Source organism: Nonomuraea sp. NPDC026600 (genome assembly GCF_040638335.1).
In the GTDB taxonomy this organism is placed as follows: Bacteria; Actinomycetota; Actinomycetes; order Streptosporangiales; family Streptosporangiaceae; genus Nonomuraea.
Genome location: NZ_JBEZYD010000002.1, coordinates 443,869 through 459,910 on the forward strand (window position 1 = coordinate 443,869; position 16,042 = coordinate 459,910).

11 protein-coding genes are annotated in these 16,042 nt (G+C 70.9%); 9 read left to right on the plus strand and 2 right to left on the minus strand.

From position 1 onward, the window contains the following. The first annotated feature begins 44 nt into the window (after positions 1-44). The 8 genes from AB0F17_RS05545 (at position 45) to AB0F17_RS05580 (ending at position 10,579) form a co-directional block, all read left to right on the plus strand. The gene (locus AB0F17_RS05545) at positions 45-2,408 is read left to right on the plus strand and encodes a glycoside hydrolase family 2 protein (protein WP_358016708.1); all 2,364 of its coding nucleotides are present in this window, start codon (positions 45-47) and stop codon (positions 2,406-2,408) included. Continuing rightward, entirely contained in the window at positions 2,409-4,097 is a 1,689-nt protein-coding gene (locus tag AB0F17_RS05550; protein WP_358016711.1) for an ABC transporter substrate-binding protein, read from the plus strand. A gap of 4 nt (positions 4,098-4,101) precedes the next feature. Next, positions 4,102-5,088, plus strand: coding sequence for an ABC transporter permease (locus AB0F17_RS05555; RefSeq protein WP_358016714.1), 987 nt, complete (start codon positions 4,102-4,104; stop codon positions 5,086-5,088). A gap of 1 nt (position 5,089) precedes the next feature. Next, entirely contained in the window at positions 5,090-5,959 is an 870-nt protein-coding gene (locus AB0F17_RS05560) for an ABC transporter permease (RefSeq protein WP_358016717.1), read from the plus strand. Next, complete coding sequence (locus AB0F17_RS05565) at positions 5,956-6,996, plus strand: ABC transporter ATP-binding protein (RefSeq protein ID WP_358016720.1); 1,041 nt, start codon at positions 5,956-5,958, stop codon at positions 6,994-6,996. Before AB0F17_RS05560 ends, AB0F17_RS05565 begins: the two co-directional genes overlap by 4 nt. A gap of 5 nt (positions 6,997-7,001) precedes the next feature. Beyond that, complete coding sequence (locus tag AB0F17_RS05570) at positions 7,002-7,913, plus strand: oligopeptide/dipeptide ABC transporter ATP-binding protein (RefSeq protein ID WP_358017367.1); 912 nt, start codon at positions 7,002-7,004, stop codon at positions 7,911-7,913. Positions 7,914-7,945: 32 nt separating this feature from the next. Continuing rightward, positions 7,946-8,197 carry an SCO4226 family nickel-binding protein gene (locus AB0F17_RS05575; RefSeq protein WP_214640333.1) on the plus strand — a complete coding sequence of 84 codons (252 nt, stop codon included), beginning with the start codon at positions 7,946-7,948 and terminating at the stop codon, positions 8,195-8,197. Positions 8,198-8,314: 117 nt separating this feature from the next. Then, the gene (locus tag AB0F17_RS05580; RefSeq protein WP_358016723.1) at positions 8,315-10,579 is read left to right on the plus strand and encodes a glycoside hydrolase family 6 protein; all 2,265 of its coding nucleotides are present in this window, start codon (positions 8,315-8,317) and stop codon (positions 10,577-10,579) included. A gap of 66 nt (positions 10,580-10,645) precedes the next feature. On the opposite strand, the gene AB0F17_RS05585 is transcribed toward AB0F17_RS05580, so the two are convergent. Both AB0F17_RS05585 and AB0F17_RS05590 read right to left on the minus strand, forming a co-directional pair. Beyond that, complete coding sequence (locus AB0F17_RS05585; protein ID WP_358016726.1) at positions 10,646-12,325, minus strand: aromatic amino acid ammonia-lyase; 1,680 nt, start codon at positions 12,323-12,325, stop codon at positions 10,646-10,648. A 129-nt stretch (positions 12,326-12,454) separates the two neighbouring features. After that, on the minus strand, positions 12,455-12,979 hold the full coding sequence (locus AB0F17_RS05590) for a MauE/DoxX family redox-associated membrane protein (RefSeq protein ID WP_358016729.1): 525 nt from the start codon (positions 12,977-12,979) through the stop codon (positions 12,455-12,457). A 118-nt stretch (positions 12,980-13,097) separates the two neighbouring features. On the opposite strand from AB0F17_RS05590, the gene AB0F17_RS05595 reads away from it, so the two are divergent. Continuing rightward, complete coding sequence (locus AB0F17_RS05595) at positions 13,098-15,899, plus strand: BTAD domain-containing putative transcriptional regulator (protein WP_358016732.1); 2,802 nt, start codon at positions 13,098-13,100, stop codon at positions 15,897-15,899. Positions 15,900-16,042 lie beyond the last annotated feature (143 nt).

The window sequence follows — 16,042 nt, forward strand, 5'->3', positions numbered from 1 at the left end:
GATGGCATGGCAGCCAATCCCCGCTGCTCAAGTCCGGAGGGTTGATGACCCCGTTGCGCCCCTTGCATGAATCCTGGATCGTCCGCTCGGCGAGCGGCGACGTGCGGGCTCCGGCCACGGTGCCCGGTTGCGTGCACACCGACCTGCTCGCCGCCGGGCTGATCCCGGATCCCTACCTCGACGACAACGAGACCCGCGTGGCCTGGGTGGGCCGTACCGAGTGGCGTTACGAGACGGAGTTCTCCTGGGACGGCACCGAGCACGAGCACACCGACCTGGTCTGCGAAGGGCTCGACACCGTGGCCGCGATCGAGCTCAACGGTGTTCTCGTGGGCGAGACCGCGAACATGCATCGCTCCTACAGGTTCGACGTCCGCCACGCGCTGCGTGTCGGAGGCAACCGGCTGGCGATCACGTTCCGGCCGGCGCGGGAGTACGCCGAGCGGCTGAAGGAGGAGCTCGGAGACCGGCCGAGCGCCTACACGGAGCCCTACAACTTCATCAGGAAGATGGCCTGCGACTTCGGCTGGGACTGGGGGCCGACGCTGGTCACCGCCGGCATCTGGAAGCCGATCGGGCTGCACGAGTGGAGCGGTGCCCGGCTGACCGCCGTGCGGCCGGTGGTGAGCGTCGCCGACGGCGTCGCCCGGGTCGCCGTGCACGTCGAGGTCGAGCGGGCCGTACAGGAGAAGCTGCTGATCACCGCCAGTGTCTGCGGCAGGTCTGTCATGGGAGCGCTCCCAGCGGACAAAGCGCTGCTTGAGCTCGAAATCCCCCAACCTGAGCTGTGGTGGCCTCGCGGGTACGGCGCGCAGCCGCTGCACGAGCTGACCGTGACACTCGGCGACGACCTCGACGTGTGGCAGTCGAAGATCGGATTCCGGACGGTCGCGCTGGACACGGCGGACGGCGCCTTCACGATCGAGGTCAACGGCCGCCCGGTCTTCGCCAAGGGCGTCAACTGGATCCCCGACGACTGCTTCCCGGCCAGGATCGACCGCGCCCGCTACGCCGAGCGGCTCGCGCAGGCGTGCGAGGCCGGCGTCAACCTGATGCGTGTCTGGGGCGGCGGGCTCTACGAAAGCGACGACTTCTACGACCTGTGCGACGAGCTGGGGCTGCTGGTCTGGCAGGACTTCGCGTTCGCCTGCGCCGCCTATCCGGAGGAGGAGCCGCTGCGTTCGGAGGTCGAGGCCGAGGCCCGCGAGAACGTCACCCGCCTCATGCCGCATCCGAGCCTGGCCCTGTGGTGCGGCAACAACGAGAACATCTGGGGCCTGTTCGACTGGGGCTGGCGCGAGAAGCTGGCCGGGCGTAGCTGGGGCGCGGGCTACTACCTCGACCTGCTGCCCGGCATCGTGGCCGAGCTCGACCCGGGCAGGCCGTACTGGCCGGGCAGCCCGTACTCGGGGTCGATGGACCTGCATCCCAACGACCCTGACCACCACAACATCCACATCTGGGATGTCTGGAACGAACGCGACTACACGGCCTACCGCGACTACCGGCCCCGGTTCGTCTCGGAGTTCGGCTTCCAGGGGCCCGCCACGTACGCGACCATCAGGCGGGCCATCGGCGACGAGCCGCTCACGCCCGACTCGCCCGGCATGCGGCACCACCAGAAGGCGATCGACGGCGAGCTCAAGCTGGCCGCCGGGCTCAAGCCGCACTTCCCGCCGCCCACGAGCTTCGACCAGTGGCACTACCTGACGCAGGTCAACCAGGCCAGGGCGATCCAGCTCGGCGTGGAGCACTTCAGGTCCTTGTGGCCGCACTGCGCGGGCACGATCGTGTGGCAGCTCAACGACTGCTGGCCCGTCACGTCGTGGTCCGCGATCGACGGCGACGGGCGCCGGAAACCGCTGTTCCACGCGCTGCGCCGGGCATACGCCGACCGGCTGCTGACCGTGCAGCCGCGCGACGGCGGGCTGGCCCTGGTGGCCGTCAACGACACCGACGAGCCGTGGGTGAGCACGGCGGTGGCCGCGAGGCTCGGCGTGGACGGCGCGGAGCTCCAGGCCGAGAGTTTCGCCATCGAGGTGGCGCCGCGCGGCGCGGTCACCGTGCCCCTTGGCGTGGGTGAGCCGGCCGACCCCGCCAGAGAGCTGGTCGCGGTGCGCGCGGGGGAGCGCCGGGCGCTGTGGTTCTTCCTGCCGGACAAGGACCTCGACCTGCCCGAGGGGCGGTGCACGGTCACGGTCGAGGGGCGTGACGTCACCGTTGACGCTCACACGCTGGTCCGGGACCTGGCGATCTTCCCTGACCGGGTCCACCCCGACGCCGAGGTGGACGACCAGCTCATCACGCTGTTGCCCGGCGAAAGCCATCGATTCCGGCTCAATCGCGACATCGGAATGAGTGTGCCGATCACCTGGGTGAATGCCCATACCCCCCACCTGGAGATGTAGATGAGAGTCAAGCCGATCATGGCAGGCGCCGCGCTTGCCGTACTCACCGCCTGTTCGGGTGGCGGGGTGCCGCTGACCGCCGGCAGCACCGCCCCCACCTCCGCATCGGCTCCGGGCGGCGGCGCCGCCAAGGACGTGATGGTGAACGTCGCCGCCGCGACCGGCCAGTTCACCGAGAACTTCAACCCACTGGTCCAAGGCGTCCCCAACCTCATGGGCACGTGGGGGATGATCTACGAGCCGCTGATGTTCTTCAACCAGTCCAAGTCCGGCGACGTCCAGCCGCTGCTGGCCACCAAGTACGAGTTCGGCGACGACGGCAGGTCGCTCACCTTCACCCTGCGCGAGGGCGTGAAGTGGAGTGACGGCAAGCCGTTCACCGCCGAGGACGTGGCGTTCAACTTCCTCTACCGGCGGGACAAGAAGGACCTGAACGCGGCCGGCAGCAACATCAAGGACGCCCAGGTCATCAGCCCCACCCAGGTGAAGATCACCTTCACCGAGCGGATGTACACCAAGCTGTCGGACGTCGCGGGCGCCCCCACCTACATGGTGCCCAAGCACATCTGGGAGAAGATCGACAAGCCGAGCAAGGAGACCAACACCAAGCCGGTCGGCACGGGGCCGTTCATCATGGGCGAGTTCACGCCGCAGAGCTACACCCTGGTCAAGAACCCCCTGCACTGGGACACCGGCAAGCCCAAGATCGCCGGACTGCGGTTCTGGACGTACAACAACAACGACGCCTCCATGCAGGCGCTGGTCGCCGGGCAGCTCGACTGGGCCGGGATGTTCATGCCCGAGCCGGACAAGCAGTTCGTGGCCAAGGACCCGCAGCACAACCAGTACAAGAACGAGGCCCACCTCTATATCACCAACCTCATCCCGAACCTGACCAAGGCGCCGCTGAACGACCTGGCCGTGCGCCAGGCCGTCAACGTCGCACTTGACCGCGACAAGATCATCGACCTGGCGTTCGCCGGGCTCGGCAAGCCGGTCAGCCCGCTGGGCCTGGTGCTGCCGCTCTTCCAGGACTACGTCTCGCCGAAGTACGCCTCGCTGAAGCTGGCGTACAACCAGGACAAGGCCCGCCAGATCCTCGAGGCGGCCGGCTACGCCAAGGGCGGCGACGGCTACTACGCCAAGGACGGCAAGCGCCTGTCCATCACCTGCCATCTGGTGACCGGCTGGACCGACTACATCTCGGCCGCCCAGGTCATGAAGCAGCAGCTCAAGGAGGTCGGCATCGAGTTCAAGGCGAAGGAGGTCTCCTTCAACGCCTTCGTCGACATCCAGCAGAAGGGCGACTTCCAGGCGATGCTGTGGAACGCCTGGGGCGGCCCGCTCCCGTTCCAGATGTACAACAACATCCTCAACAGCAAGAGCATGCCCCCGGCCAACCAGAACATGGCCCGCTACAAGAACCAGGCCGTGGACGACGCGTTGGAGCTCGTCGCCAACACCCCGCCGGAGCAGGCGGACACCATCAAGCAGGCCATCTACACCATCCAGGACGCGGTCGTCGCCGATCTGCCCTACATCCCGCTGCAGCAGTCCAGCTCCCTGGCCGAGTTCCGGACCACCAACGTCACCGGCTGGCCCAGCGAGCAGAACCCGTACGCGCTCGGTCTGCCGTTCTCCCACCCCGACAACGGCATCGTGGCCAAGAACCTCCAGCCGGCGCAGTAGTCACATGGCATATCTCTGGCGCAAGCTCGGGTTCTACGCGGTGGCGCTGTGGGCGGCACTGACGATCAACTTCCTCATCCCGCGCCTCATCAGGGGCAACCCGGTCGACATCATCCTGTCGCGCTTCCAGACCAGGCAACCGCCGCCACCGGAGTTCCGCAGGACTCTGGAGGTCATGTTCGGGGTCAGCGACGACCCGCTGTGGATCCAGTACTTCGCCTACCTACGCCACCTGGCCACCGGCGACCTGGGCACCTCCGTCACCTACTACCCGGCCCCGGTGACCACGGTGATCGGCCAGGCGATGCCCTGGACGCTCGGGCTGGTCTCGATCTCGCTGCTGATCACGATGGGGCTGGGCGTCGGGCTGGGCATGGTGGCCGGGTGGCGGCGGGGGAGCTGGCTGGACAGCCTCATCCCGTCCACGACGTTCCTGGCCGCGATCCCGTACTTCTGGCTGGCGCTGCTCCTGCTCTTCCTCCTGGGCGGGGGGCTCGGCTGGTTCCCGCTCAACGGCGCCTACGACTACGCCCATGTGCGCATGGGCTTCACCGGCGACTTCATCGGCAGTGTGCTCTACCACGGCGTGCTGCCCGCGCTCACGCTGGTGATCTCCGGCGTCGCGGGGTGGCTGCTGGGCATGCGCAACATGATGGTCTCGACCATGGCCGAGGACTACGTGGTCATGGCGCGGGCCAAGGGGCTGCGCCCGCGCCGGGTGATGATCGCGTACGCGGCGCGCAACGCCGTGCTGCCCAGCGTGACCGGGTTCGCGATCACGCTCGGCTTCTTCGTCGGCGGTCAGGTAGCCACCGAGGTGGTCTTCTCCTATCCCGGCGTGGGCTTCGCGCTGCTGCAGGCCGTCGGTAGCGCCGACTACCCGCTCATGCAGGGCCTCTTCCTCATGATCTCGGCGGCCGTGCTGGCCGCCAACCTCCTGGTCGACCTGCTGTACGGGCTGATCGACCCCCGAGTGCGGAAGGCGGGCTGAGGTGACCGTTGTTGTGAGCCTGGCCGCTCCCCGGGACCGGCTGCTCGGCCTGCCGAGATCGGGCAAGCTCGTCACCGGCCTGGCGATCGTCGGCTTCTTCGTCGCGCTCGCCGTCATCGGGCCCATACTGGTCGGCGACCCCGAGGCCCTCGTGGCCGGACGGCTCGACCCACCGTCGGCGCAGCTCTGGCTCGGCTCGAACGACACCGGGCAGAGCGTGCTGGCCCAACTGCTGCACGCCACACGCGGGTCGATGCTGATCGGCCTGGTCGCCGGGGTGCTGGCCACGGCGGCCTCGCTGATCGTCGGCGTCGTCGGCGGGTATGTCGGCGGCTGGCTGGACGAGGCGTTCTCCCTGCTCAGCAATGTCACGCTGGTCATCCCCACACTGCCGCTGCTGATCGTGGTCGCCGACTACGTCGAGGACAGCGGCCCGATCACCTACGCCCTGATCATCTCCCTGATCAGCTGGGCGGGCCCGTCGCGGGTCATCCGGTCGCAGGTCCTGTCGCTGCGCAATCGCGACTACGTGGACGCGGCCCGGGTGAGCGGCGAGCCGGGCTGGCGGATCATGATCTTCCACATCCTGCCCAACCTCACCCCCGTCATCGCCTCCGGGTTCGTCTGGGCGGTGATCGGGGCCATCCTCACCGAGTCGGGGCTGTCCGCGCTCGGCCTGGGTGGCGGCTCCGTCACCTCCTGGGGAGGGATGCTCTACTTCGCCCAGAACGGCTCCGCGCTCTCGCTGGGCGCCTGGTGGTGGTTCGTTCCGCCGGGGCTGTGCATCGCCGCGCTCGGCACCGGGCTCTCGCTGATCAACTTCAGCATCGACGAACTGATGAACCCGCGACTGCGAAAGGCGGCCGCATGAACGACACCGTTCTGTCCGTACGCAACCTGAGCGTGGCCTACGGACAGACCCGCGCGGTCCGCGACATCAGCTTCGAGCTGGGCCGGGGCCAGGTCCTCGGCATCGCGGGCGAGAGCGGCTGCGGCAAGTCGACGCTGGCGTACGCGATCAACCGGCTGCTGCAGCCACCTGGCAGGACCACCTCCGGCGAGGTGGTCTTCCACCCCCAGGACGGCGACCCGATCGACGTGCTCGCCCTGGACGGGGAGGCGCTGCGGCGCTTCCGCTGGCGGCGGGTGGCCATGGTGTTCCAGAGCGCCATGAACGCGCTCAATCCCGTGCTCAGCGTCCGGCACCAGCTCCACGACGTGTTCACCACCCACGAGCCGTCGATGTCCAAGCGCGAGCGGGAGGAGCGCTCCCGCGAACTGCTGAAGCTGGTCGGCATCGACCCGGGGCGCATCGGCTCCTACCCGCACGAGCTGTCGGGGGGCATGCGCCAGCGGGTGCTGATCGCGATGGCGATGGCGCTCAACCCCGACGTGGTCGTCCTGGACGAGCCCACCACGGCGCTGGACGTGGTGGTGCAGCGCGACATCCTGGAGGAGATCGACCGGCTGCGGGAGATGTTCGGCTTCGCCGTCGTCTTCATCACCCACGACCTGTCGCTGCTGCTGGAGATCAGCGATCATCTAGCGATCATGTACGGCGGCCGCATCGTCGAGTACGGCACCAGCAAGGACACCCTCCTCCGGCCCCGCCACCCCTACACGGTGGGCCTGCTCAACTCCTTCCCCAGCCTGCGCGGCGAACGCCAGGCGCTGCACGGCATCCCCGGCAGCCCGCCCGACCTGTCGAAGGAGGTGACGGGCTGCTCGTTCGCGCCCCGCTGCCCGTACGCGTTCGAGGGCTGCCATGTATACGAGCCCGAACTCGACTCGATCCAGAACTCCTTCGTGGCCTGCCTGCAGTACGACCGCAGGCTGCACCCCGCCCGCCCCGACCGGCGCCTGCTGGAACGCCGCTTCGAGTACGCCGAGCACGAGGTGACCCCGTGACGTCGATGACGGTCAGCCACCTGAGCAAGACCTTCAAACTGTCCAGGAAGGAGAGCCTCAGGGCGGTCGACGACGTCTCCTTCGGCCTGCGCTCCGGCGCGACCACCGCGCTGGTGGGGGAGAGCGGCAGCGGCAAGTCCACGATCGCCCGCATGCTGGCCAGGCTCGTCACGCCCACCTCTGGCGAGATCCTGCTGGAGACCTCGAACTACCGCAAAGACGTACAGATGGTCTTCCAGGACCCGTTCGCGTCGCTCAACCCGGCCCACACGATCGGCTACCACCTGCGCCGCCCCCTGGAGATCCACAAGACGCCGGGCACGGCCGAGGAACTTCTGGAGCGGGTCAACCTGCCCGCCGCCTTCGCCCGCAGATATCCGCACGAACTGTCCGGCGGCCAGCGGCAGCGGGTGGCGATCGCCCGGGCGCTGGCCCCGCGCCCCAAGGTGCTGCTGGCCGACGAGCCGGTCTCGATGCTGGACGTGTCGATCCGGCTGGAGATCCTCAACCTGATCGACCGGCTCAAGAGCGAGGAGGACCTGGCCGTCCTCTACGTCACGCACGACCTGGCCACCGCCCGGCACTTCGCCCGCGACATCATGGTCATGTACCGGGGGCAGATCGTCGAACGCGGCCCGGCCGACGACGTCATCCTCACGCCAGGGCACCCGTACACCCGGCTGCTGGCCGAGGCCGCCCCGGACCCCTGGGCGGCGCACGAGGGCGAGCGGCCACCCCGGCAGGAGCGCAGGAACGGGCCGCCCCTCGCCGGCGGGTGCCTGTTCCGCAACCGCTGCCCGTACGTCACCGACGCGTGCGCCGGCGAGGTCCCCACGTACGGGGAGGAGCACCTCGTTCGCTGTGTCCTGCGCGCTCCGGAGCGGATGGCGATGGAACGGGATGGAACGCCCTCCTAACAGAGAAGGGGAGACCGAGGGAGAAGTTCACGATGGCGAAGTTCATGGATGTGCACAGCGGGTTCGTCGGCGTCACCGAGGAGCAGCTGCGCGAGGCTCACGAGCGCGACCTCGCGGTCGAAGGCGAGGAGGGCGTGCACTTCGAGCGCGCCTGGCTCGACCCCGAGTCCGGCAAGGTGTTCTGCCTGTCGTCCGGACCGTCGAAGGAGGCGGTGCAGCGGGTGCACGAGAAGGCCGGACACCCCACCTCGGAGATCTACGAATTGCCGATCGAGGTGGAGTAAGCACGCCTCTTACCGGCGGCACCTGAACCCGGGTGCCGCCGGAGCCGTACCTCTTGCCGAAGTCCTGTTGCGTTCAGGTCTCCGGAGGACCCCGGCGTCTTTCCAGATGGGCGGGCGATGGCATACGGCACCAAGCACGGCGACGCGGTGGACAGGAGAACCGGCGACGACCCCCCGTGGGTCGGCGGCCATCGCGTCATCCGCCGGCTCGGCGAGGGTGGGATGGGCATCGTCTACCTCGCGGAGGGCCGTGGGCGGAGACTGGTGGCGATCAAGGTCATCCACCGGCACCTCGCCGGTGACCCGGAGTTCCGCCGGCGCTTCCGCCGCGAGGTCGCGACCGCGCGGCGGGTCGCCCGCTTCTCCACGGCTCCCGTGCTCGAGGCCGATGTGGACGGCGAGACCGCGTACGTCGTGACCGAGTACGTGCCGGGGCCGACGCTGTACCGCGCGGTCATGGAGCGGGGGCCGATGTCGGGCTCGGCGCTCGAGGGACTCGCCATGAGCACGGCGGTCGCGCTGGGGGCGATCCACGCGTCGGGCGTCGTCCACCGGGACCTCAAACCGTCGAACGTGCTGCTGTCCCCCGTGGGCCCGAAGGTCATCGACTTCGGCCTCGCCTTCTCGGCCGACTCCACCACCCTCTCCGTCACCGCGATGGGCACGCCGGCGTACATGTCTCCGGAGCAGGCCCGCGGGTCGGCGACGCCGGCCTCGGATGTCTTCTCGTGGGGCGGTGTCGTGGTCTTCGCGGCCTGCGGGAAGCCGCCCTTCGGCACCGGGGCGGGTCACGGGGTGCTCTACCGGGTGATCCACGACGATCCCGTCCTCCCTCAGCTGGAGGGCGTCCTCGGCGACCTGGTGCGGCGCGCGCTGAGCAAGGACCCGACGGAGCGCCCGACGGCCGCGGAGATCGTGGACGCACTGGCCGGGGGCACGACGGAACGCCTTTCACCCGCCTTCGCGCCGCCCCGGGCCGGGGGCACTCCGCCCGTGGCGCGCCTGGGCGCCTCCCGGGATGTTCCGCCCGTGGCGCGCGGGTCCGAGCCACCGGGCGCTCCGTCCGAAGCGCCCGGGATCAAGATCCCCCGCACCGATTCCAGGGGTCAGCCGACCGCTCCCGAGCCGGGCAGGGGCCGCCGACGCCGCCGCCGGGCCACGTCCAGGCGATGGGTGTGGGCCGGCGCCGCGCTCGCCCTGGTGACGGCGGGCACTGTCCTCACCATCCAGGCGACCGCCGACCGCGGCCCGCTGCTTCCCAGCCTGTCCATGCGGACCCCCGCCGTCGCGGCGGACGCAGGCGCGCGGTGGCGGAAGCTCCCCGGCGAGAACCCGCTGCGCGCCGACGGCGTACGGTTCTACACGCAGCCGGACACCGACGCGGCCCGGCAGGCCCGGACCTGGTCGGCCCAGGGCAGGACGGCCGACGCCGCCCTCATGCGGGCCATGTCGGAGGTCCCCCAGGCCATCTGGCTCGCCGGTGGCTCGCCCGCCGACGTCTCCCGCACGGTGCGTGAGACCGTCACCCAGGCGGACCGGCAGCGGACCGTTCCGGTGTTCGTCACCAACTACATCCCGGGACGTGACTGCTGGAACGGCGGCGCCCCGAACACCGAGACCTACCGGGCGTGGATCGACGCGGTGGCCGAGGGCATCGGGAACCGGCCCGCGGTCGTCGCCCTGGAGCCCAGCGGCCTGGCGCGGATACCCGGCGGCCCGGAATGCCCGCAGGGCGGGGAGGCCGCCGCCGTCCAGCGGTACGGCGATCTCTCCTACGCCGTGGAGACCCTCACCGGCCTGGCCGACACCGCCGTCTACCTCGACGGCGGGCTGGCGGGATGGCCCGCGTTCACGCAGATCGCCGACCGGCTGGTCAACGCGGGCGCGGCCCGCGCCGACGGCTTCTACGTCAACATCGTCGGCTACCGCCCGACCGATCGCTCGCTCGCCTACGCCGCGAAGCTGTCCAGGTGCGTCCACCTGAGGACGGTGTCGCCCACGGCCTCGTGCGCCGACGCGGCTCTGGCCGCCGTGCCGGACGACGCGCCCGGCCTGCCGCACTTCATCGTCGACACGAGCCGGAACGGTGCGGGCGAGTGGCAGCCACCGGCCGGGCGGTTCCCGGTGCCGGACGAATGGTGCAACCCTCCCGGCAGAGGTGCCGGGGCACGGCCGACCGCCGGCACCGGGCGGCCGCTGACCGACGCGTTGCTCTGGCTCAACAGCCCGGGGTTCTCCAACGGCCAGTGCACCCGAGGCACCTCGGGACCGGCGGACCCGGCGTACGGCATCGTCACCCCGGCCGCCGGCCAGTGGTGGCCCGACCAGGCACTGGAGAGAGCGCGGAAGGCGGTTCCACCGCTGGCGCCCGCGACTCCATAGCCGCGGCCACCCGACGGCCGCACCACTCGCGTCAACCCCGCGACTCCCTGGTCGCGGCCACCCACGTCACCCCGCGACGGACGGCACCAGGTGCCGGTTGTGCACCAGCCAGATGGCTCGCTCCAGGTCGGGGGTGAGATAGCGGTCATCGGCCAGGGGCGTGATGTACCCCCTGAGCTCGGCCAGCAGGGTCCGCGTGACGGCGCCGAGCGGCAGGCCCGCCATCTTCTCCGCGATGAGGTCGATTCCCTGCGCGGACATCAGGTACTGGACCGCCAGCACGATTTCCAGCCGGTCGAGGTTCTCGTGCAGGTGCCGGACCGAGGCCATCGCCATCGTGTTGTGGTCCTCCTGCCCGTCCTTGACCGGCCGGGACAGGGTGCCCGCGGGCGTGGCCCTGGCCTGCATCTCCGGGATCAGCGCGGCGGCCACCGTCTGCACCTGCACCATTCCGGAGTTCAGGCCGACCGTCCCACCGGCGAGATTGGCCGGCAGGTCGTAGCTCCACCTGGGGGACAGCAGCCGCCCCGACAGCTCCTGTGACAGCACCCCGAGGTCGGTGATCTCCGCGTTCACGGTGTCGGCGAGATGCCCCATGATCGAGCCGTCCCAGTTGCCGCCCATCACGAACTCGTACCCCGGCCCCTGATCGCGCTTGAAGATCAGCGGGTTGGAGGTCGACGCGTTGGCCTCCCGTACCAGGGTCCGGCGCGTGTCGGCGAGCACGTGCCGCAGCCCGGCCATGATGTGCGGCGCCGCCCGCACCGACACCGCGTCCTGGACCCGAGGGTGGTAGTTCGCCGGATCGAGGCGTTCGCGGCCCTCTTCCGTCATCCAGCCCGAGCCCGCCACCATCGCGCGCAGCCGCGCGGCGATCGCGTTCTGCTCGGGGATGCGGCGTTCTTGGTGGGTACGCGCGTCCAGCGATCCCTGCTCGGCCCTGGTCGCCTCCATGAACAGGGCGAAAGCGCCCTCTGCCTGGTCGGCGAGTACGGTGGCCCGGTGTACGGCGTCCATCAGCGTGGCGGCCAGGACGGTGCTGCCGCTGATGATCGGCAGCGCTTCCCCGGCCTGCAAGGTGAACTCGGCGGCCAGCCCGGCCTTCGGCAGCATCTCGGAGGCGGGTCCTTCCTCACCCCGGTAGCGCACCGGCGCGTCCTCGCCGATCGCCGCCAGTCCGGCCGCCGCCTGCGGCTGCAGGTCTCCGGTGCCCAGCGAGCCGATTTGCGGCATCCGCGGCACGACCCCGGCGTTGACCATGGTCAGCAGCCGCTGGGGCACCTCGGGGCGTACGCCGACCGTTCCTCTGGCCATCTGGTTCGCCTTGAGGATCAGGGCCAGCCTGACCACGTTGTCGGGCAGCGGCTCCCCGACGCCCGCGGAGTGGGAGCGCAGCACGTTGCGCTGGAACTGCTCCGCCTGCTCGGGCGTCAGCGGACGGTCCTTCAGCGGCCCGAGCGCCTGGTTCCACCCGTACACCCGCTGGTCGGCCAGGGCCGCCAGCGCTCCGGCCCGCGTCTCGTTCATGTTCGCCCACGCGTCCGCCGCGAGCCGGGCGGAGACGGGACGGCCCTCGAGGATCGCGAAGGAGTCCCGGAGAGAGAGCGATTCGCCGTCCAGCACCAGGTCCAGCACCGGCGGCGCCGTCCCTGCGGTGGGTGCTTCAGGATCGGCGACCGCCTGCCCCGGCACGCACAGGGCGGCGAGCAGGCCCACGCCGGCGGCTATTCGTCCTACATGGGTCATCAAGGTGTCCCCCGGGGCGTCACGACGAAGATCAATGCCGCTCCGTTATAGCCACCGGACGGAGGAGAAGCAGAGAGGGCTCAACACCGGGAGACGAGTGCTCGACCAGCCCTATGACCGGCGCTTACCTCAGGGTGCTACCAGCAACGAGACGAGATCGTCCCAGCGGGAGACGAGCAACCCCAGAACGGCGCCGAAGACGCCGACGATCATGGCGAGAAGCGGGTCGACAGAGCCGTTCACCAACGACCCGGCCAGCCCGAGCAGGGCGATCACGACGAGAAGAACATTGCGGACCACGTGCGATACGCCCAAGGGCGTCTGGGAGGCGCCGAAGCAGCGGCAGGTGACGGACTTCCCCCGCCGGACGACCATGGCGACGGCTACAGCGAGACACCCGAGCAGCCCGGCGGCGATGATGAACGCCGCTGATCCGGCCCAGCGAAGGGGGACTGCGGCCAGCACGATGACCGCACCCTCGGCCGCCGCCGCGGCCACCGCCGCCGCCGGGACCTGCGCCTCGCCGACGACCGCCATCGCCCTGGTCGACTCGACGAATTCGCCCCAGGCCCGGCGGCTGGAAATCTTGCTCGCCAGGGCGAGCGTGAACATCGTGAGCAGCAGCAGTCTGCTCGCCACATCGACATACTGCATGATCACAACCTAGCGACGGTGCCGCGTACGCGGCAAGAGCGCTGCTTCCCGCGTACGGCGTACCGGTGCCATAGAGGTTCGTTACCCTCGAAGATCCACAAGCAGGGAGTGAACCGTCGTGCTGATTCGGTTGCTCGGAACCATCGAGGTGGAGCGTCCGGGCCGGACCCAGCCCGTACGGCCGCCGCAGGTCGCGCTCGCACTCGCCGCGCTGGCGTGGGAGGTTCGCCGGGTCGTGTCCGTCGAGACGCTCCTCGCCCGGGTCTGGGGCGAGCAGGTTCCGCCCGGCGCGCGGCGCACCCTGTACACGATCATCACCCGCGTCCGCCGCGACGTCCTGGCGGGTGACGGCGCCGTCGTCCACCGGCTCGGGGGTTATCTGCTCGACGTGGACGAGTCCGCGGTGGACGTGTCGCGGTTCCGGAGCCTCGCCTACCAGGCGATGGCCGAGCCGGATCCGGCGCCGCTGCTGGGTGATGCTCTCGCGTTGTGGCGCGGCGACCCGCTGACCGGGCTGCCCGGCGAATGGGCCGAGCGAGCCCGCCACCGGCTGCGCGACGAACGCAAGGAGACCATGCTGCGGTGGGCGCGGACGATGACCGGCCGTGACGCCGCGGCCGCGGTGGCGGCGCTGTCACCGCTGGCCGATGAGTACCCGCTGGACGAACTCCTGGCGGCCGCCCTGATCGAGGCGCTGCACGCGTGGGGGCGGACCGCCGACGCGCTGGCGCACTTCGCGCGGGTACGCCGGACGCTCGCCGATGAGCTGGGCGTCGAGCCGGGTACGGAGCTGCGGCGCGTCCATCGGACGCTGCTGCGGTCCGGCGACGCGGCCGAGACCGGACACGTGGTCCCGGCCCAGTTGCCGGTCGACCTGAGGGGCTTCGTCGGGCGGGCGCCGGAGCTGGAACGACTGGCCGCGATCGCGACCGGCGAACGGCCGCAGACCGCGGCGGTCTGCGCGATCTCGGGACCGCCCGGCGTGGGCAAGTCGTCGCTCGCGCTGCGCTGGGCGCACCTGAATCGCGACCGCTTCCCGGACGGGCAGTTGTACGCCGATCTCAGCACGGTCGACCCGGCCGACGGGGCCATGGTCTTACCGCGGTTCCTCAGCGCGCTCGCGGTGCCGGAAGCCCAGGTGCCGTCGGGCGCCGAGGCCCGGATCGGGCTCTACCGCAGCCTGCTGGCCTCCCGGCGGGTCCTGGTCGTGCTCGACGACGCCCGCGCCGCCGAACAGGTGCGCCCGCTGCTGGCCACCGCGCCGGGATGTCTGACGCTGATCACCAGCCGATCCGAGCTGTCCGGCCTCGCGGTCACCGCGGGCGCCTCCCTGGTACGCCTGGACGTCCTGCCGGATGACGACGCCTACCGCCTCCTGACGGCGAGGCTGGGCGAGCCGCGGCCGGCGGCGGAGCCCGAGGCCGCCGCGCTGATCATCCGCCGGTGCGGCCGGCTGCCGCTGGCCCTGGCGATCGTCGCGGCGCAACTGGCGCAGCGCACCGATCTGCCGCTGGCGGAGGTCGCCGCCGACCTCGCGCGGGCCGGCGCGGATCTGGAGCCGTTCGCTCACAGCGACCCGGCGGTGGACCTGCGCAGAGTGTTCGGGCGGTCGTATCGGGATCTGCCCGAGCCCGCGATCCGGCTGTTCCGGCGCCTCGGGCGACACCCCGGGCCGCACCTGCCGCTCGCCGCGGCAGCGAGCCTGGCCGCCCTGCCGGTGGACCGCACCCGGGAACTCGCCGCGCGGCTCGACCGCGCCAACCTGGTCGGCCTCCGCTCACCCGGCCGCCTGCGGCTGCACGACCTGCTGCGCGTGTACGCGCTGGAGCAGGAGCGGGCCGCCGACAGCCGGACGGTACAGCGTGCGGCGACGCGGCGGCTGCTGGACCACTACCTGCATTCGGCGTACGCCGCGAGCGAGGTCTGTTACCCGCACCGCGAGAACCTGAAGCTGGAACCACGGGCGCGAGGTGTCGTGCTGGAGTCCTTCGCCGGGCCGGCGGAGGCCCTGCGCTGGTACGCCGACGAGTCGGTGGCGCTGCCGGGGTTGCTGGCGGAGGCGACGGCGGCCGGGCTGGACCGGCACGCGTGGCAACTGGCGTGGGCGTTCGCGGAGTTCATGCAGCGCCGCGGTCCATGGGAGCAGATCCTGCGCGTTCAGGGCGTGGCGTTGGACGCGGCCAGGCGGCTCGGCGACCGGGCGGCCCAGGCCCGCTGCCACAACAGCATCGCCCGCGCCCATGCCAAGCTCGGCCGCGACCTGGAGGCGGTCGAGCACTTCCATCAGGCGCTCGGGCTGTATCGGGACCTCGACGAGCCGGTCCTGGAGGCGCACATCCACCTGGGCCTGACCGTCTCACTGAACCGGGTGCGACCCGGCGACGTGCTGGAGCACGCTCTGCGCGCGCAGGAGCTGTTCCGGCGCGCCGGTGATGTCGTCGGTGAGGCGCGGGCGTTGAACAACGCGGGCTGGTGGCGAGCCCAGGTCGGCGAGTACGACCAGGCGCTGGCCGACTGCCGCCGGGCGCAGCGCATCCTGGCCGAGCTCGGATACGCGCAGGGCGAGGGGCACGCCTGGGACAGCGTCGCCACCGTGCTGGAGGCCAGAGGCGACCTCGGGCAGGCGGTGGCGGCTTACGAGCGGGCGGTGGAGCTGCTGCGCGGCTGCGACGACCTGCACCCGGCCGCCGAGACGCTGGTCCGGCTGGGCGAGACGCACCTGCGGACAGGTGACACCGCGGCCGCGCTCGACGCCTGGAAGCGGGCGGCGGAGTGCTACGACGCCCTCGGCGACGCCCAGGCCGGCAAGGTGCGCGACCGCATCGCGTCCGCCGGCCAGCCGCCCCACCAGCCGCCCCACCAGCCGCCCGGCCAGCCGTCCCACCAGCCGCCCGGCCAGCGCTCCGACCAGCGGAGATAGGCCGTTAAGAAATCATTGAGAAATCGCTCAGCCCCCCGGTGCAGGCTGCGACGTGCGGCAGCGGGACGGCGGTGTGTTGGCCGTCACCGGCCGCGCCGGGCGGGCGTGGGCCCGCCCGGGACCGCCGATGGGGAGGTTCCATG

What these genes read in the sequence shown, in the direction of transcription:
- AB0F17_RS05545 (WP_358016708.1), top strand. Translation starts at nt 45, where the DNA reads ATGACCCCGTTGCGCCCCTTGCATGAATCCTGGATCGTCCGCTCGGCG.
- AB0F17_RS05550 (WP_358016711.1), top strand. Translation starts at nt 2,409, where the DNA reads ATGAGAGTCAAGCCGATCATGGCAGGCGCCGCGCTTGCCGTACTCACC.
- AB0F17_RS05555 (WP_358016714.1), top strand. Translation starts at nt 4,102, where the DNA reads ATGGCATATCTCTGGCGCAAGCTCGGGTTCTACGCGGTGGCGCTGTGG.
- AB0F17_RS05565 (WP_358016720.1), top strand. Translation starts at nt 5,956, where the DNA reads ATGAACGACACCGTTCTGTCCGTACGCAACCTGAGCGTGGCCTACGGA.
- AB0F17_RS05570 (WP_358017367.1), top strand. Translation starts at nt 7,002, where the DNA reads ATGACGGTCAGCCACCTGAGCAAGACCTTCAAACTGTCCAGGAAGGAG.
- AB0F17_RS05575 (WP_214640333.1), top strand. Translation starts at nt 7,946, where the DNA reads ATGGCGAAGTTCATGGATGTGCACAGCGGGTTCGTCGGCGTCACCGAG.
- AB0F17_RS05580 (WP_358016723.1), top strand. Translation starts at nt 8,315, where the DNA reads ATGGCATACGGCACCAAGCACGGCGACGCGGTGGACAGGAGAACCGGC.
- AB0F17_RS05585 (WP_358016726.1), bottom strand. Translation starts at nt 12,325, where the DNA reads ATGACCCATGTAGGACGAATAGCCGCCGGCGTGGGCCTGCTCGCCGCC.
- AB0F17_RS05590 (WP_358016729.1), bottom strand. Translation starts at nt 12,979, where the DNA reads ATGCAGTATGTCGATGTGGCGAGCAGACTGCTGCTGCTCACGATGTTC.